Annotated in this window: 6 protein-coding genes and 1 pseudogene; 3 read left to right on the top strand and 4 right to left on the bottom strand. The window is 70.8% G+C overall.

All coding sequences use genetic code 11. The annotated features are described in order from the left end of the window. Nucleotides 1-142 precede the first annotated feature (142 nt). Nucleotides 143-367, bottom strand: coding sequence for a DUF2631 domain-containing protein (locus tag AB0I11_RS30565; protein ID WP_357328454.1), 225 nt, complete (start codon nt 365-367; stop codon nt 143-145). 238 nt (nt 368-605) lie between these two features. Between AB0I11_RS30565 and AB0I11_RS30570 the strand changes: the two genes are divergently transcribed. Then, nucleotides 606-2,186, top strand: a complete 1,581-nt coding sequence (locus tag AB0I11_RS30570; RefSeq protein WP_357328458.1) for a Rieske 2Fe-2S domain-containing protein — start codon at nt 606-608, stop codon at nt 2,184-2,186. A gap of 108 nt (nt 2,187-2,294) precedes the next feature. Here the strand turns inward: AB0I11_RS30570 and AB0I11_RS30575 are convergent, their stop codons facing one another. Together AB0I11_RS30575 and AB0I11_RS30580 are read right to left on the bottom strand one after the other, a co-directional pair. Then, complete coding sequence (locus AB0I11_RS30575; RefSeq protein WP_357328461.1) at nt 2,295-3,896, bottom strand: NAD(P)/FAD-dependent oxidoreductase; 1,602 nt, start codon at nt 3,894-3,896, stop codon at nt 2,295-2,297. 61 nt (nt 3,897-3,957) lie between these two features. Then, a complete protein-coding gene (locus AB0I11_RS30580) occupies nt 3,958-4,812 on the bottom strand; it encodes a YhjD/YihY/BrkB family envelope integrity protein (protein WP_357328464.1) in 855 nt (284 codons plus the stop codon). A gap of 51 nt (nt 4,813-4,863) precedes the next feature. Here AB0I11_RS30580 and AB0I11_RS30585 point away from each other — a divergent pair, with 51 nt between their 5' ends. Beyond that, nucleotides 4,864-5,406 carry a GNAT family N-acetyltransferase gene (locus tag AB0I11_RS30585; protein WP_357328467.1) on the top strand — a complete coding sequence of 181 codons (543 nt, stop codon included), beginning with the start codon at nt 4,864-4,866 and terminating at the stop codon, nt 5,404-5,406. Between the two features lie 99 nt (nt 5,407-5,505). On the opposite strand, the gene AB0I11_RS30590 is transcribed toward AB0I11_RS30585, so the two are convergent. Next, nucleotides 5,506-8,595: a DNRLRE domain-containing protein gene (locus AB0I11_RS30590; RefSeq protein WP_357328470.1), complete on the bottom strand. Its 3,090-nt coding sequence runs from the start codon at nt 8,593-8,595 to the stop codon at nt 5,506-5,508. Nucleotides 8,596-9,112: 517 nt separating this feature from the next. Between AB0I11_RS30590 and AB0I11_RS30595 the strand changes: the two are divergent. After that, a pseudogene (locus AB0I11_RS30595) lies at nt 9,113-16,429 on the top strand (ricin-type beta-trefoil lectin domain protein); the annotation flags it as partial. Nucleotides 16,430-16,791 lie beyond the last annotated feature (362 nt).

Consider the following 16,791-nt stretch of genomic DNA (forward strand, 5'->3'; position numbering starts at 1 on the left):
AGCCGCCACCCGCATCAGCCACTTCGCACAACTTCGCCCCGCCGGATAGATCCGACGGGGCGAAGCAGCAGAACCCGAATTAACCAACAGCATCCCGCACGGGGTCGGGCCCTCGCGCGTACCGGTCGAGCGACCGTCGGGGTCAGGAACGCAGGCCGTTGCGGCGCAGCACCGCGTCGCCGATCACGATGGCCAGCAGCAGCGCGGCGATCCCGATCAGCCAGATGTCCTCGACCCTGCCCTCGTGGTTGCCGCAGAACGCCATGATCACCAAAACCACCGCCGACAGCACCGCCCCGATCCGTCCGGACCTGCGGTGTCCGGGCTTGTGCTGATCTGGCGCGGTTACCGGCTCGCTTCCTGCCACTGTCGGTCCTTCCCTCGCGATCGGATCTCCGGTTAGTCTGGCACGCCCCGAAGCGGGCTCGGTGCGGGGTCCGCCCTGATCGGCGTACCCCGGTTGGGTGACCACGGCGACCGGGACCGGGCCGTCGGTCCCGTCGCCGCCCGGGCGGAACGGCACTACCGGCGTCGCGGAACGGTGAGCACACTGCCTCCGGTAGCGTCTTGACGTACGCCTGATTGCCTTTTTGAGGGGGACTACGGTGCGAGTGACCGGTACGGGGCATGCCAGCATGCGGATCGACACGGCCGCGGGCAGCATCCTGTGCGACCCGTGGGTCAACCCCGCCTACTTCGCCTCCTGGTTCCCCTTTCCCGACAATTCGCTGCTGGACTGGGAGACCCTGGGCCAGGTCGACTACCTGTACGTGTCGCACCTGCACCGGGACCACTTCGACGCGAAGCACCTGCGGGACTTCGTCAGCAAGGACGCGACGGTCCTGCTCCCCGAGTTCCCCACCTCGGAGATGGAGGACGAGTTCCGGGCACTGGGCTTCACCAAGTTCCTCAGGGCGCCGAATGAGCAGGTCGTGGAGCTGCCCGGCGGCCTGAAGATCATGATCCAGGCGTTGACCAGCCCGACCGACGGCCCGATCGGCGACTCCTCGCTCTGGGTGGAGTACGACGGGGTCCGGCTGCTCAATCAGAACGACGCCCGCCCGACCGACCTGAGCGTCTTCGCCGAGCTGGGTCACGTGCACGCGCACATGCTCCAGTTCTCCGGCGCGATCTGGTACCCGATGGTCTACGAGCTGCCGCAGGCGGCCAAGACCGCGTTCGGCAAGCAGAAGCGGGACCGGCAGTTCGACCGCACCTGGCGTTACATCGACGACCTGAAGGCCGACAGCGTCTTCCCGATCGCCGGCCCGCCGTGCTTCCTCGACGACAGCCTCTGGCAGTTCAACGACATCTTCGGCGACGAGGGGAACATCTTCCCCGACCAGTCGGTCTTCCTGGCCGAGTACGCCAAGGTCGGCGGCACCAACGGCATCGTGCTGCTGCCGGGCAGCGTCGCGGAGGTCACCACCGAGGGCACGACCACCACCCACCCGGTGCCGGTGGCGGAGTTCTTCGCGAACAAGGTCGCCCACCTGGAGGAGATGCGGGAGCGCAAGCGTCCGATCATCGAGGCCGAGAAGGCGTCCTGGCGGCACCCCGAGGTCGACGTGCTGGGCGAGCTGAAGCGCCGCATCGAGCCGCTGCTGGACGAGTCGATCTACCTGGCCAAGGGGGTCGGCGGTCCGGTCCGCTTCGACCTGGTCGGCTACGACGGTGAATCGGTCGAGTCGATCGTGGTGGACTTCCCGGGCAACGAGGTCCGGCCGTACGCGGACGAGAAGGTCCGCTACCGGTTCCGTACCGAGCGGGCGCTGATCGAGCACCTGCTGCACATCGGCGAGGTCGACTGGGTCAACTCGCTCTTCCTGTCCTGCCGGTTCTCGGCGGCCCGGATCGGTCAGTACAACGAGTTCGTCTACGCCTTCTTCAAGTGCCTCTCCGAGGAGCGCCTGCAGTACGCCGAGGGCTGGTACGACGAGCACGAGCGGTCCGTCGACGCCGAGGACATCACCCTGGACGGCTGGGTGGTGCAGCGCCGCTGCCCGCACCTGAAGGCCGACCTGAGCCGGTTCGGCATCGTCGACGGCGACCAGCTCACCTGCCAGCTGCACGGCTGGCGGTTCGACCTGGCCAGCGGGCGCTGCCTGACCAGCGTCGGCCACAAGATCCGCGCGCACCGGGCCGACGCGGAGACCCCGGCCCCGGCCGGGGAGGCGCTGAGCTAGTTTCCCCGCGCCCGCCGCCCCCGCCGGGTCACCATCACCGTCGGACGGGGGCGGCGTGGCGGAGGCGGCGGACCTGCTCGCGGACAACCGGTCAGCCGGTGAGTTTCGTCAGCGGCCGAGGTCGTTGAGGATCCGCTGGGCGGCGTTGTGGCCGGCCGCGCCGATCACGCTGCCGGCCGGGTGGCAGCCGGCGCTGCCGGCGTACACGCCGTCGACCCCGGTCGCGTACGGCATCCGGTCGGTGAACGAGACGGTGTTGTCGACGTGGTGGATGTGCCCGCCGGTGATCCCGAAGTGCGCCTCGATGCCGGGCGGGGGCAGCGGCACCGCGTCGGCGATCAGGTCGCCGGTGCCCGGGGCGTACCGCTCGCAGATCGCCACCAGTCGCTCGACGTAGCCGGGCAGCGCCGCGTCCCAGCTGGTGCCGGCCAGCTCGTACGGCACCGACTGCACGAACAACGCCGACGAGTGGTGCCCGGCGTCGTCGCGCAGCGACGGGTCGACCGTGGTGTGCAGGTACCACTCGATGGTCGGCTCGGCCGGCAGCCGGCCGGCCCGCACGTCCGCCCACATGGCACGCAGCGCGCTCATCGGCGACTCGCCGCCCGCCCCGACCAGCGACGCGGCGCCGGGCAGCAGGTGGATGGTGGAGCCGAACGGGCTCGGCGCGTCCGCCGGCAGGCAGGAGAAGCGGGGCAGCCCGGTGAGCGCCAGGTTGAGTTTGAGCGTGGTGCCGGGGCGGCGGACCGCCGCCATCCGCGCGCCCAGTTCCGCCGGGAGCGCGCCGTCGGGCAGCAGCGCCATCAGCCGGTACGGGTCGCACGCGCCGAGCACCACCTCGGCGGTGACCTGGCGCCCGTCGGCGAGCACCACCCCGCTGGCCGCGCCGCCGTCCAGGGTGACGGCGGTGACCGGGGTGCCGGCGTGGACGCGGGCGCCCGCGGCGCGGGCCGCCTCGGCGAACGTCCGGGAGACGGTGCCCATGCCGCCCTGCGCGATCATCCAGGTGCCGCCCGAGCCGGGGAGCCGGCACATGTTGTGCACCAGGAAGTTGTGCCCGGTGCCGGGGTCGTCCGGGCCGGCGTTCAGCCCGGACAGGCCGTCGGTGACCGCGTACATGCTGACCAGCAGCTCGGACCGGAAGTCGAACCGGGCCAGGTAGTCGGCGACGGAGCCGCGCACCAGGTCGACGAAGACCTGGCGCAGGGCGGGCCGGACGTACCGCTCGGCGGTCTCCTCCACCGGCAGTGGTTCGGCCAGCCAGGCCGGGGCCAGGTCCGCGCGGAGCTGGGCGAGTTCGGCCTGGAGCGCGTCGTCGGCGGCCGCGTCGGCGGGGGAGAACATCTCCGCGACCTGCCGCCGGCTGGCCGCGGCGTCGCTGCCGAAGAGCAGGTACGGCGAGCCGAGCCCGCCCGGGGTGGGCAGGAAGTAGTGCGGGTCGCGGCGCAGCACCGGGATCCGCACGTCGAGCGTGGCCAGCAGCTCCGGCGGCATCAGCCCGAGCAGGTACGAGCCGGTGGAGTGCCGCAGCCCGGGCACCTTGGGGAACGGCGTCTCGGTGCGGGTGGCGCCGCCGATCACCTCGGCCGCCTCCAACACCAGCACGTCCAGCCCGGCCCGGGCCAGCAGGATCGCCGACACCAGCCCGTTGTGCCCGGAGCCGACCACGACGACGTCGGCGCGGCCCGGCAGCTCACTCGCTTCGCTCATACCCGCGCACCCTAGCCCCGCCCCGGCTTCCCGGGGAGTCCCTCCGGGATCAGCGGCGCGATCAGGAGCCCGTCTCGGCGCGGGCGGCGGCGCGGGCGGCGCGCCAGCGGGACAGGGCCAGCGTGGCGGAGTAGCCGGCCAGCACGATCACGTGGAACAGGTAGAGCCAGAGCAGCACGGCCACGCCGGCGCCGATCCCGTCGAAGCCGCCGAACGGTACCCCCAGGTCCAGCGGCAGCGAGCAGAACAGCACGAAACCGTGCAAAAAGCCGGCGAGGTTCGCCGCCGTGAACGTTCCCATGCCCACCGTGACCAGCCAGTCCGGGGAGGCCGGTCCGACCACCCGGAACAGCCACATCAGCACCGGGGTGAGCGCCAGCCAGGTCCCCAGGAACGACAGCACCACGCCGAGCGCGCCGAGCCAGCCGCCCTGCCGGACCAGGTGGGTGGTGGTCGGCAGCGCCAGCAGGATCGACAGCAGCAGCGCGGGGGCCGGGGCGAGCAGCGGGAGCAGCAGCAGCCGGCCCCGCCAGCCGACCAGTGCCCCGGCCGCGCCGCGCGGCTCGGCCACCGAGACGAAGGCCCGGCGCAGCCCTTCGCCGTAGAGCGACGCCGGCAGCAGCGAGGCCAGCGCCAGCAGCGGGGTCAGCCCCAGGCCGGCGTCGACCAGCGCGGCCACCGCCCGGTTGGCGCCGATGTCGGTGGGCAGCGTCTCGATGGCGTACGAGGTGAGCCGGCGCACCCGGTCGTCCCCGGCGACCAGTCCGGTGAGCCAGATGGCCAGCAGGGCGACCGGCACCACCGCGATCGCCCCGTAGAAGGTGATCGCCGCCGCGTGCAGCGACAGGTCACGCCCGCGTACCGGCCGGAAGGCCAGCCCGGTGATCCGCTTCGTCCGCTGCCATCCGGTACCCATCGCGACCTCCTTCCCCGGACGGCGGGCCGGCACGCATTACGATCCGGCGGCATGACGATCGCCGCGACCGACCGCCTGCTGGTCCGGGACTGGACCGAGGCGCCGGCGGACCTGGCCCGGATCTACGACATCTACTCCCGCGACGAGGTGATGCGCTGGCTCGGCGGGGGCGCCGGCCGGATGACCGACCCGGCCGAGGCGCGGGAGCGGGTGCGCGCCTGGCGGGACCGCTACGCGCCGTACGCCGGCCGCTGGGGGATCTGGGCCGTCGAGCCGCGCGACGCCGGCCCGGCGGCGGGCAGCGTCCTGCTGAAGCCGTTGCCCGGGCGGGACGGGGTGACCCCCACCGACGACATCGAGGTCGGCTGGCACCTGCACCCCGACTCGCAGGGCCACGGCTACGCCACCGAGGCGGCCCGGGCCGTGCTGGAGCGGGAGTTCGCCGCCGGCACCCGCCAGGTCTACGCGGTGGTGATGGCGGGCAACCACGCGTCGATGGCGGTCGCGCGGCGGCTCGGCATGACCCACCTCGGCCTCCGCACCGACTGGTACGGCGGCGCCGAGCTGGAGACCTTCGTCCTGGCCGCGGCCTGAGCGGAGCGATCCACCGGGGTGCGCCGCGGGCGGCGCGCACCGCCCTCGGCACGGCGACGGGCCTGAGTGCCGCTGCTCAGGCCCGTCACCGGCGGCGGGTCAGCCGAAGGACTTCACGGTGTTCCAGTTGTCGCCCAGCACGATCTTCACGGGGGCGTTGGTGTTGGTGGTGGACGGGTAGTAGATCCGCATCGCCCCGTCCGACGCGAACCGGGCCCACATGTCGGGCACCCGGTCCCCGTTGACGTCCGGGATGCCGATGACCGCGTTGACGTTCGCCTCGGTCCAGCTCGTGCCGTAGGCGACGTCGCCGCTGCGGGAGGCGGCGGCCGACTTCAACGAGTCGAGGAGGACGCTGCCGGCCACCGTGCCGGGCTTGCCGTGGCGGATGTACATGTTGCCGTTGTCCAGGTTGCGCCAGACCAGGTCCGGCGTGCCGTCCAGGTCGATGTCCGCCACGTTGACGATCTCCCGGCGGGCCCACGCGGTGCCCTCCATCAGGGTCGCCTCCTGGAAACTCGCGCCGGTGTAGCCGCTCAGCGTCCAGAACGCGGTTCCGGCCCGCAGGATCAGGTCGGGCAGCTTGTCGCCGGTGATGTCGCCGAGCGCCTTGATCTGCGTCCAGGTCGCCGGTTCGGGCGCGTTGGCGGGCAGCAGCACCGGCAGCCGCTTGTCGACGTTGAAACTGCCGTACCCGTCACCCGGGTAGAGCCAGAACCCGCCGTCCGGGGTACGGGCGAACAGGTCGGTCGTGCCGTCGCCGGGGTACGCGTCGGCGTACTTGGTGATCAGCGCGGCGTTGCCGGACGCCGGGTCGTACCAGTGACCCGCCGGATTCAGCGTGCCCTTGCCGTCGTACGAGGCGGTCTGCCAGGCGTACAGCTCGCCGCCCTGGTCCCCGGCGTAGTTGCGCAGTCGGCCGGTGGAGTCGATCAGGAGCAGGTCGGGAACCGTGTCACCGCCCGTGTCGCCGGGGGCGTCGGCGGTGTCGCGGGGCGGGACGTAGAAGGAGTAGTCGGTGCGGACGCTCTTGTTGCCGACCGCGTCATAGGCGTACACGTGCAGGGTGGTCGGGCCGGCGTGCCGCGGCGCCAGGTCCGGCACGGTGGCCGTGCCGTTGCTGGCGTTCGCGTACTTGACTTCGCCGACGCCCTCGAACGCGTAGCTGAACGTGGTCGCCCCGGCGGCCGTGAAGGTGATCGGACCCTTCTCGCCGAACTTCAGCTTGGCCCAGGTCGCGCCGTCCGGGGTGGCTTCCCGCCACACGTCGCTGGCGACGTCCGGCGCTGGGGGCGCCGAGGCGTCGATGGTGAAGCGGCAGGGATCCGTCCCGGGCGGGAAGTACGAGGAGACGGCGCCCGAGCTGTCCTCGGCGCGGACGTCCCACAGGTACACGGTCTTGTCCAGCAGGCTGGTCGACGGGATGGTGAGGCTCCCCTTGCCGCTGCTCAGGCTCGTCACCAGGGTGCCGGCCGGCGCGGTCGTGCCGCTCTTCCACCAGCGGAACCGCAGGCCGCTGAGATTGCCGTCAGGGTCGGTGGCGGTCGCCGAGAGCACGATGTTGGTCTTGGCGATGGTCACGCCCGTGGTCGAGCAGGCGCCACCGGGGGAGGTGGCGCCACCGGTCGGCTCGTTCGGCGGCCGGTTGTAGGTGACCGACAGCTCCGAGGCGCTGACCTGGAACTTGCGCCAGGTCAGCGTGTCCGACTCGCTGGTGGCGCGCATGCCGAAGGTGATGTTCGACCAGCCCTCGTCGGAGGCCTGCTGGGCACCGCCCAGGACGTTGAAGCTGACGTAGTCGTCGGCGCAGCTGCTGCCGTAGCCGTGGGCGAAGGACTTGCGCTGCTGCTCCGCCCGCCAGGACGGCTGCGCGTTCCAGGTGGTACCGGAGGAGATGGCACCGGTGAGCCAGAGCTGCATCTCCCGGGAGGTGCAGCTCCACGAGTGGTTGTTGAGCACCTTGAAGGTGGCCGAGCTGACCTTCGCGCCCTTCAAACTCGTGCTGTAGCCCATCCGCCAGAAGGAGCGGGCCCGGAGCGGTGTCGACTGGTCGTAGCCGACCCGGGCGTCCGTGGTGCCGGAGTTGAAGTTCGTGCCGTTCCAGGTGTTGGTGGTGGGGTGCTGCGAGTAGACGGTGGCCCAGGCCTGCTTCCCGCTGATCAGCGTCGGATCCAGAAAGACGGGGAAGAGGGCGGCCGGGTCGGTGAGCAGCCCGCCCGCCGCGGCGTCCAGGTGCAGCCGGACGTCGCCGGTGCCGTCGCGCTCCAGCCGGGTGGGAATCGGTGCTCGCTTGGCACCCGGTTCGGCGCCGCCGAGCCCGGACAGCTTCAGCACGTCCGCGGAGGTGCCGACGGCGGTACGGAGGGCCGCGCCGGGGTCAGCCTCGGGGTCGCGGCCGGCGGAGTCCCAGGCGAAGGGGCTGGGAATCGAGCTGATCTCCTGGCCGCCGGCCTTCGCCAGCGCCCGTACCCCGCCGGTGTCGGCGTCGTGGCGGAAGATCAGGGTCGTGGACCGCAGGCCGTAGCTGACCGCTCCGACGGCCTTCGCGGCGTCGCGGTTCTTGACGATCAGCAGGTTGGCGAAGCCGCCCTCGTCGCGCGCGACGACGAGCAGGTCGACGCCGGGCCGGACCTCCGGGTAGAGCGCGCGCGGTCCGTCGAGCACCGGCTCGGGCAGTGCGCCCGGCCACGTGTAGGCGATGGTGTGGCCGGCGACGTCCACCTCGGCCAGCACGGTGTCCGCGGCGCCGGCAGCGCTGCCGCCGGAGAAGCGCACCGGAGTGGGGGTGTTGACCGGACGGAAGTCGAGGCCACCGCGGACCTTGTCGGAACGGGTCAGGGTGTTGTCGATGTCGGCCCACCGGCCGGCGCCGTCCTTCGCCCGTCGCGGCACGGTGGAGATCGTGGTGCGGAGTTGCCCGTCGGGCCGCGCCCAGGTCAGCGAGGTGGCGGTGGTGGCGGTGTCGACCAGGACCTCCTGGCCGGTACGGCGGGCTTCGGCCACGGCGACGACTTCGGTGCGCGGCGCGGGGGGCGCCGGCGCGGCGGCGGTGGCCTGCTCCGACGGGTCGGCGGAGCCGAGCCACCACGGAAGGGGGGCGGCGACGAGTGCGGCCAGCGATAGGCCCAGAGTGAGGGTCAGCCTGGTGCGCGTGCGCACGAACGGGCTGATCAGGCGAGGCGCGGTCACGGCTGGTCGACTCCCGTGGGGGCCAGGTGGACAGGGAAGGGTGCGCAGACCGCCTCGTCCGGCGGAGCCGCGAGGCAGAACGCGGGCACACGATCGCATGACGAGTGCGAGTTTGGGGTGCCCTCGAACATTATCGATCCGTTATCTGCCGTTAAGTAACCGCACAGATTCGTCGCGGAATTGGATCTCGTGCCCGATTTCCCCGAGCCCAAAGACGGCTCCTTGCGGGGTTGGCACCGCTTGCGGCGAATGGGCGGAACCGCCTCCCTCGCCCTAAAAATCATGTGACCCAGATCACTTCATATGCGTCTATATGACTCTCCGTGTCCTTGAGTAACCGAACGTCCTGCCGCACAGTGCTCACGCACGCGCCAGAACCCGGCGGGTGCGTTCGCGGTTATCCGCGCCTTCTCTTTTCGTCTTCGCGCTGGGTGGGAGTCGACGCGTGCGAGGTATCGATTTGCTGTCCCGGCGGTGGCGCCGACAGGCCCGGACGGGACCGGGTAACCACCGGGGCCGTCGGGCATTGGTGCTGGCCCTCTCCGCGACCCTGGTCGGGACGATGCTGCCCGCCGAAGCGTGGGCGGTGCCCGGCGCGGGCATGGCCCGGGAAGAGACCGCGCTCGACCTGCCGGACCTGCCGGAGAGCGAGCGGGTCGGCGAGGACGACGCGGCCGAGAAGAACCTGACCACCGCCGCCGAGGTCCCGGTCGAGCCGTACGCGCCCACGGCCGTCACCCCCTGGCAGCAGGACACCGGCGTCGTGGACCTCACCGGCGTCGAGGCCGGTGCCACGGTGCCGGTCGACGACCTGCCGGTCGCCCTCGGCGTGCCGGCCGGCGCCGACCCGGCGGGCCTCGCCGGCGCCTGGACCGTCGACCTGGCCGCCCCCCAGGCGTCCCAGGACGCCGGCGTCTCCGGCCTGATCATGAAGATCACGCCGCCCGACACCGCGGACCCGACCGCCGAGGTCGCGCTCAGCGTGGACTCCACGCCCTTCGTCGACCTGTACGGCCCGCAGGCCGCCGACCGCTTCGGCGCGGTGCTGCTGCCCAGCTGCGTCTACGACGCCCCCGATACCGGCGACTGCGCCGCCGACAGCGGCACGACGGCCCCCACCGAGCCGGTGCAGACGCTCTCCAGCGACGTCGAACTGGTACCCGCCGCCTCGACGGGGCTGCGCGCCGCGACCGCCAGCGCCACGCCGACCCGTCGCGTGATCAACACCAGCGTGCCGGTCGGCCAGCTGCTCCCGGCAGGGAGCACGTCAGGCTCGACTGCCCGGACCCTCGCCGCGGCGTCGACCGAGCCCAACGTCGTCGGCGTGCTCGACACCGGTGCCTCGGCGGCCGGTGACTACACCGCCACCCCGCTGCTCTCCTCGGGCTCCTGGGCGGCCGGCGCCTCCTCGGGCGCGTTCACCTACTCGTACCAGGTCCAGGTGCCGGAGACCGCCGGCGGCCTGATGCCGAAGGTGGCGCTCTCCTACTCCTCGCAGTCCGTGGACGGTCGCACCTCCGCCACCAACAACCAGGCCTCCTGGATCGGTGACGGCTGGGACTACAACGCCGGGGCGATCACCCGCAGCTACGCCAACTGCCGGGAGGACTCCAAGAAGACCGGCGCGAACAACAAGGACCACCGCACCGCCGACCTCTGCTGGGGCTCGCAGAACGCCACCCTCTCGCTGGCGGGCATGACCACCGAGCTGGTCTGGGACGAGGGCAAGAACGCCTGGTTCACCGCCAACGGCGACGGCTCCAAGGTTGAGCTGCGCAAGGACACCGGCCTGGGCAACGGCGACGCGAGCGGCGAGTACTGGGTCGTCACCACCCGCGACGGCACCAGGTACCACTTCGGCCTGAACCGTCTGCCGGGCTGGACCGCCGGTGCCGCGGAGACCAACTCCGTGCTCACCGTGCCCGTGTACGGCAACCACCTCAGCGACGGCGACCCCGCCGAGACCTGCTACAAGTCCGGTGGCACCGACGCCTGGAAGGCCTCCGCGTGCACGCAGGCGTGGCGCTGGTCGCTGGACTACGTCGAGGACATCCACGGCAACGCCATGAGCCTGTGGTGGGCCAAGGAGAAGAACTACTACGCCCAGAACTTCAACTTCAAGGCGCCGGTCGCGTACGACCGCGGCGGCTACCTCACCCGGATCGACTACGGCCAGCGCAAGGACAGCATCTTCTCCGCCGAGGCACCGGCCCGGGTCCGGTTCATCGTGGCCGAGCGCTGCTTCGACGAGGGCGCGCTGACCTGTAGCGACGCGAACTTCGCCGACAAGGACCCAGGCAAGTACCGCATCTGGTACGACACCCCGGCCGACCTGCGCTGCTCCTCCGGCGTGAAGTGCTGGAACGCCGGCCCGTCCTTCTTCACCCGTAAGCGCCTCGACATGATCAGCACCTCGGCGCAGCGGCGCACCGACACCACCGCCCGCCAGGTCGTCGACGAGTACCAGCTCAAGCAGTCCTTCCCGATCCTGCGGACCGGCCCGAACACCGCGCTCTGGCTGGAGTCGATTACCCGGACCGGGTACGGCCGCAACGGCACCACCGACGCGAAGGTCACCCTCAACCCGGTGCGCTTCGAGCCCAACCCGGAGGACATGCCGAACCGGGTCAAGCGGGACAACCGTCCCGGCTTCTCCCGGCTGCGCATCTCCCGGGTCATCAACGAGTACGGCGGCGAGACGGTCATCACCTACAAGCAGCCCGTGGGTGACTGCGCCACCGGCACCGGCCTGCCCGACAAGACCGACACCGCGGCGCTGAAGGCCAACAACCGGCTCTGCTACCCGTCCTTCTGGCACCCGGACCCGGCGGCGCAGGAGATCGACTGGTTCCACAAGTACGTCGTGGACAGCGTCGAGGAACTGCCCAACATCGACGGCGCGTTCAGCACCATCACCCGGTACGCGTACGAGAACCCGGGCTGGAAGCTGGCCGAGCAGGAGTTCACCAAGAAGGCCACCCGCACCTACTCCCAGTTCGCCGGCTTCCAGCAGACCACCGTCCTCACCGGCGCCGACGAACCGGACATCGGCAGCAAGCGGACGAAGTCCGTCACCCGGTACTTCCGCGGCATGGGCGACACGGTGCCGATGACCGACATCACCGGCACCGAGATCGCCAAGGACCGGGAGCCCTTCGCGGGCCGGATCGCCGAGGAGCTGACCTACGCCGACGCCGGCGACGCCAACACCGACTGGCTGACCCGCAGCATCACCTACCCGGCGGCGCAGCTGCTGGCCAGCCGGACTCGCGACGACGGGCTGAGCCCGCTGGAGGCGTGGCGGGTCACCGAGCCGCGGACGGTGTCGTACACGAAGTCCTCCGGCACCGGGGACGACACCCGCACCGTGCGGTCGGTGGAGACGAAGACCACCTACGAGTCGACCTATGGCCTGCCCACCTATGTGGAGTCCATAGGTGACACGGGCAGGACCGGCGACGAGTCCTGCACGACAATGGAGTACCTGCACCGCACCGACAAGAACCTGATCGGCCTCACCAAGCAGGTTCTCACCAGCCCGACCACGTGTGCCGCCGCCGACTTCGCCGACCTGAAGACGTTGAGCGCGGCCACCCGGGTCGCCTACGACGACCAGGCGTACGGCACCGCCCTCGCCGCCACCACCCGGGGGCTGGCGACACAGCACTGGTCGCTGAAGGGCGACGGGTCCGGATTCCAGTCCGACGGCACCACCGGCTTCGACGCCATCGGCCGGGTCGTCTCGAACACCGACCCGGACGGCAAGACCTCCACCATTACCTACACCCCCTCCACGGGGCAGGCGTTCACGGTCACCGAGCAGAACTCGCTCGGGCACCGGCAGGTCCAGGAGCTGGAGCCGGGCCGGGGGACCGCGGTGAAGACCACCGACGCCAACAACCGGGTCAGCGAGGGCAGGTACGACCCGCTGGGCCGCCTCGTCGAGGCCTGGGGTGCGGGTCGCACCCCGTCGACCACGGCGGTGCCGGACTTCAAGGCGGAGTACGCGACCCCGGTCGGCAAGCCGCCGTACGTCACCACGTTCAGCCGGGGGCACGACAACCGGATCCAGACCTCGGTCACGCTCTACGACGGCCTGGGCCGCGAGCGGCAGAGCCAGGAGGAGGCCACCGGCGGCGGCCGGCTGATCACCGACACGCTCTACAACAGTTCCGGCGAGGTGTGGCAGACCAACAACGCCTACGTCGCCTCGGGCGGCCCGGTCGGCACGCTGTTCACGCCGCTGGCCGACACAGCGGTGCCGAACGCCACCCGCTACACCTACGACGGCCTCGGCCGGCTCCTTGAGGAGCTGCCGGTCCTGCGCGGCGTCGAGCAGCCGTCGCGCGCCACCCGCTACACCTACGGTGCCGACCACTCCACGGTGATCAACCCGAGCGGTGCGTCCTCCTACCGGATGTTCAGCGACGCGCTTGGGCGGACCACCCGACTGGACACCTTCACCGACGCCGCGCGGACCGCCTTCACCACCATGCGGTACGAGTTCGACTCGCGCGGCCAGCTGGCGAAGGCCATCCACTCGGCCGACCCGACTCACCCGTGGACCTGGACCTTCGACCAGCGCGGCCGGATGGAGACCGCGACCGATCCGGACACCGGCACCACCCGGATCAGCTACGACCACCGCGACCGGCCGGTGACCACCACCAACGCCCGGAACGTGACGGTCTGGAACGGCTACGACGAGCTCTCCCGCCCTACCCAGCAGCGGCTGGGCGACGGCACCGGGACGCTGCTGGCCCAGTACACCTACGACACCGCGCCGGGGGGCAAGGGCCTGCCGGCCGCCGCCACCCGGTACACCGACGGCCTGCCCTACACCCAGACCATCGGCGGCTACACCAACGACTACCAGCCGACCTCCACCACCCTGACGCTGCCGCAGACGGTGGCGGACGTCTGGGGTCTGCGCAGCTCCTACCGGTACGACTACACCTACACCGACACCGGCCTGCCGGAGTCGACCACGCTGCCCGCAGTCGGCGGTTTCCCCGCCGAGAAGGTCCTGGTCCGGTACACCAAGGACGGCCTGCCGCTGTCCGTGTCCGGCAACAACTGGTACGGGTCGGAAACGGTCTACTCGCCCTACGGGCAGGTGCTGCGCTCGACGCTCGGCGCCCAGCCGTACCGGGTGTGGACCATGTCCAGCTACGACGACGCCAGCGGGGCGCTCACCGACCAGCAGGTCTACCGCGAGAAGACCGACGATAAGAACCTGGTCGGCGGCAACCTCGTGTCGCACCGCTCCTACTGGTACGACAACGCGGGCAACGTCACCGCGATCCGCGAGCGCGCGCTCGGCATCGAGGAGCGGCAGTGCTTCCGATACGACGCGCTCGGCCAGCTGACCACGGCCTGGACGGCCAAGGACCAGGCGTCCTGCGTCGCGGACCCGACCGCCACCACGGTGACGGCCGGCACCGACGGCGCCGGCTACTGGCAGGAGTACGACTACGACCTGCTCGGCAACCGCAGGAAGCTGGTCGAGAAGAACCTCGCCGGTGACCCCACCAAGGACGCCACCACCAGCTACGGCTACGGGGCGACCGACGGCAGCCAGCCGCGCACCCTGACGAAGGTGACCAAGAACTACGTCACGCCGGCGGGGGCGGCGGTCACCGCCGTGGCGGAGCGGCTCTACGAGCTGACCGGCGACACGAAGACCGTCACCTCCGTGGCGACGGGCGACCGGCAGGAGCTGTCCTGGACCTACGACGGTCAGGTCGAGCGGATCGCTGGCCAGGGCAGCAAGGGCAGGACCGCGTACGTGGGGCTCGGCAACAAGTGCCTGGACCTCAGTTCCAGCCTCACCGTGGCCAACCAGCCGATCCAGCTCTACTCCTGCAACAGCACGCTCGCCCAGAAGTGGTCCTTCACGCCGGCGCCGAACCAGGCCAACGCCAGCCTCGGCACCCTGTCCGTCCTGGACAACTGGTGCGTCCAGCCGGCCGCCAACACCGCCGGATCGGCGTTCTCGATCCAGAAGTGCAGCGGCGCCGCGGCCCAGCAGGTGGAGCGCACCGCGACCGGGCTCAAGCACACCGCCTCCGGCCTCTGCCTGGCGGTCAAGGACGCGGCCACGGCCAACGGCACCCCGATCGTGCTGGCGACCTGTGACACCGCGTCCACCGCTCAGCGGTGGGAGGCGCAGAACGAGACCCGGCACATCTACGGTCCCGGCGGGGCACGGCTGCTGACCCTTCAGAACAGCCAGGCCACCCTGAACCTGGGCGAGGCCCAGGTCACCGTGCAGCGGGGTGGGGTGCTGGTCAACACCCAGCGCACGTATGCGGCTCCGGGCGGTGCGATGCTGCGCTACGCCTACGGCACCGACTCGCCGAGCCTGGTGGCCCTGGCGGGCGACCACCAGGGCAGTCCGTACGCCGAGATCGTCAGCGGTGACCTGATGCAGGTCCGGATTCGTAAGCAGGACCCGTTCGGCAACCAGCGGGGCACCGACAAGCTGGCGTCCCGCATGCAGACCAACGCCGGCTTCCTCGGTGCTATCCGCGACGACGCCTCCGGCTACACGCCGCTGGGCGCCCGCCTCTACGACCCGGTCGTGGGCCGGTTCATGTCCGCCGACCCGGTGCTGGACCTGACCGACCCCATGCAGTCCAACGGGTACGCCTACGGGCACAACAACCCGGTGACGTTGGCGGACGCCTCAGGCCTGTCGGTGGCGTTGAACGCCTCGGAGATGGCGGCGGCGCTGGCGGGTGCGGGCCTGACGGCCGCGCAGGTCGCCCAGGCGCAGGCCGACTCGAACCGGTCGCTGGTTTCGGTGATCCTGGAGACCGCCTGGTCGATGCTGAAGGACTTCATCGGCATCACCGACGCGATCAACTGCTTCGGCGGTGACATGTGGTCCTGCGGCAGCTTGATCATCCAGGCGATCCCATGGGCGAAACTCGGCAAGATCCCTGCAGTGATCAGGGCCGTCAACCGGACCATCGAAGCGGTCCAGGCGTTCTTCAGGGCGAAAAAGGCGGCCCAGGCAGTGCTGGCGGCTGCTCGAGCGGCTGAGCGGGCGGCAATCACCGCCAAGAAGTTGGCCATCGAGCGGGCGAAGAAGGCGGCGCAGGCCGCGGCGAAGAAGGCGGCCGAGAAGGCCAAGAGAACCAGCGACAGGGCCGCCAACGCCACGAAGAAGACGGGTAACCCGGTCCAGAAGCAGGCTCAGGCTAGGGCGAACCCGAAGGGCTCCTCGGCTGCCTCATCGGGTGGCGGCAAGGGTTCTGGTGGGGGCGGCAAGGGGGACTCCAAGCCAGGAGGTTCCTCGGGCGGGTCCTCCCGCGGCAGCGGTGGCTCCAGCGGCGGCGGCAACGCCGGTAAGGCTGGCGCTGACGACTCCTGTCTCACGAACAGCTTCGTGCCGGGCACGAAGGTCCTCATGGCCGACGGCAAGACCAAGCCGATCGAGGACGTGAAGCCGGGCGACAAGGTCATGGTCACCGATCCGGAGACGGGTCGCACCGTGGTAGAGACGGTCAGCGCCGCGATCAAGGGCGTTGGCGTCAAGCACCTGGTGAAGATCACCATTGACGTCGATGGTGAGCGTGGCTCGGCGACGGCAGAAGTCACCGCCACCGACGGTCACCCCTTCTGGGTGCCGGAGTTGGGTAAGTGGATCGATGCTGCCGACCTCCGCTCCGGTCAGCTGCTCCGCACCAGCGCTGGAACCTATGTCCAGGTCGCGGCGGTCGAACGCTGGACCACGCCGCGGGCCACCGTCCACAACCTCACGGTTCCCAACGTCCACACCTACTACGTCCTCGCCGGCACGTCCCCCCTCCTCGTACACAATTGCGGCGACTTCATCGGTCCCAAGGACCATGTGGCTCTCGGGCGCAGTCCTCGTGGCAGTGACATGACCGTCGAGAACTTCGCGGAACAGGTCGGCGCCCGGCACTTCATGAAAGCGGCGGACTGGCGGGGGGAGGTTGAGCGCGCGGTAGGCCGTCTGGGTCGTGGCGAAGGCAGCATCTCCTTCATGGTGGACGGACTCCCGGGCGCCAACAAGGGAGCGGCCGAGGCGCTCAAGCGTGCGCGGGAGGCCGAGAAGTTGAACAACGGCTCGCTTCTGGCCACCCAATGGGAACTGATTCAGATCGACAACGCCGGCCTGATGGGCCAGGTAGACTTCTTCCGCTTCAACCGACGTCTCGGTGGCTG

This window comes from Micromonospora sp. NPDC050495, from assembly GCF_040655175.1.
Classification (GTDB): Bacteria; Actinomycetota; Actinomycetes; order Mycobacteriales; family Micromonosporaceae; genus Micromonospora.

Coding starts and splice junctions, on each gene's coding strand:
- AB0I11_RS30575 (WP_357328461.1), bottom strand. CDS start 3,896: ATGAGCGAAGCGAGTGAGCTGCCGGGCCGCGCCGACGTCGTCGTGGTC.
- AB0I11_RS30585 (WP_357328467.1), top strand. CDS start 4,864: ATGACGATCGCCGCGACCGACCGCCTGCTGGTCCGGGACTGGACCGAG.
- AB0I11_RS30580 (WP_357328464.1), bottom strand. CDS start 4,812: ATGGGTACCGGATGGCAGCGGACGAAGCGGATCACCGGGCTGGCCTTC.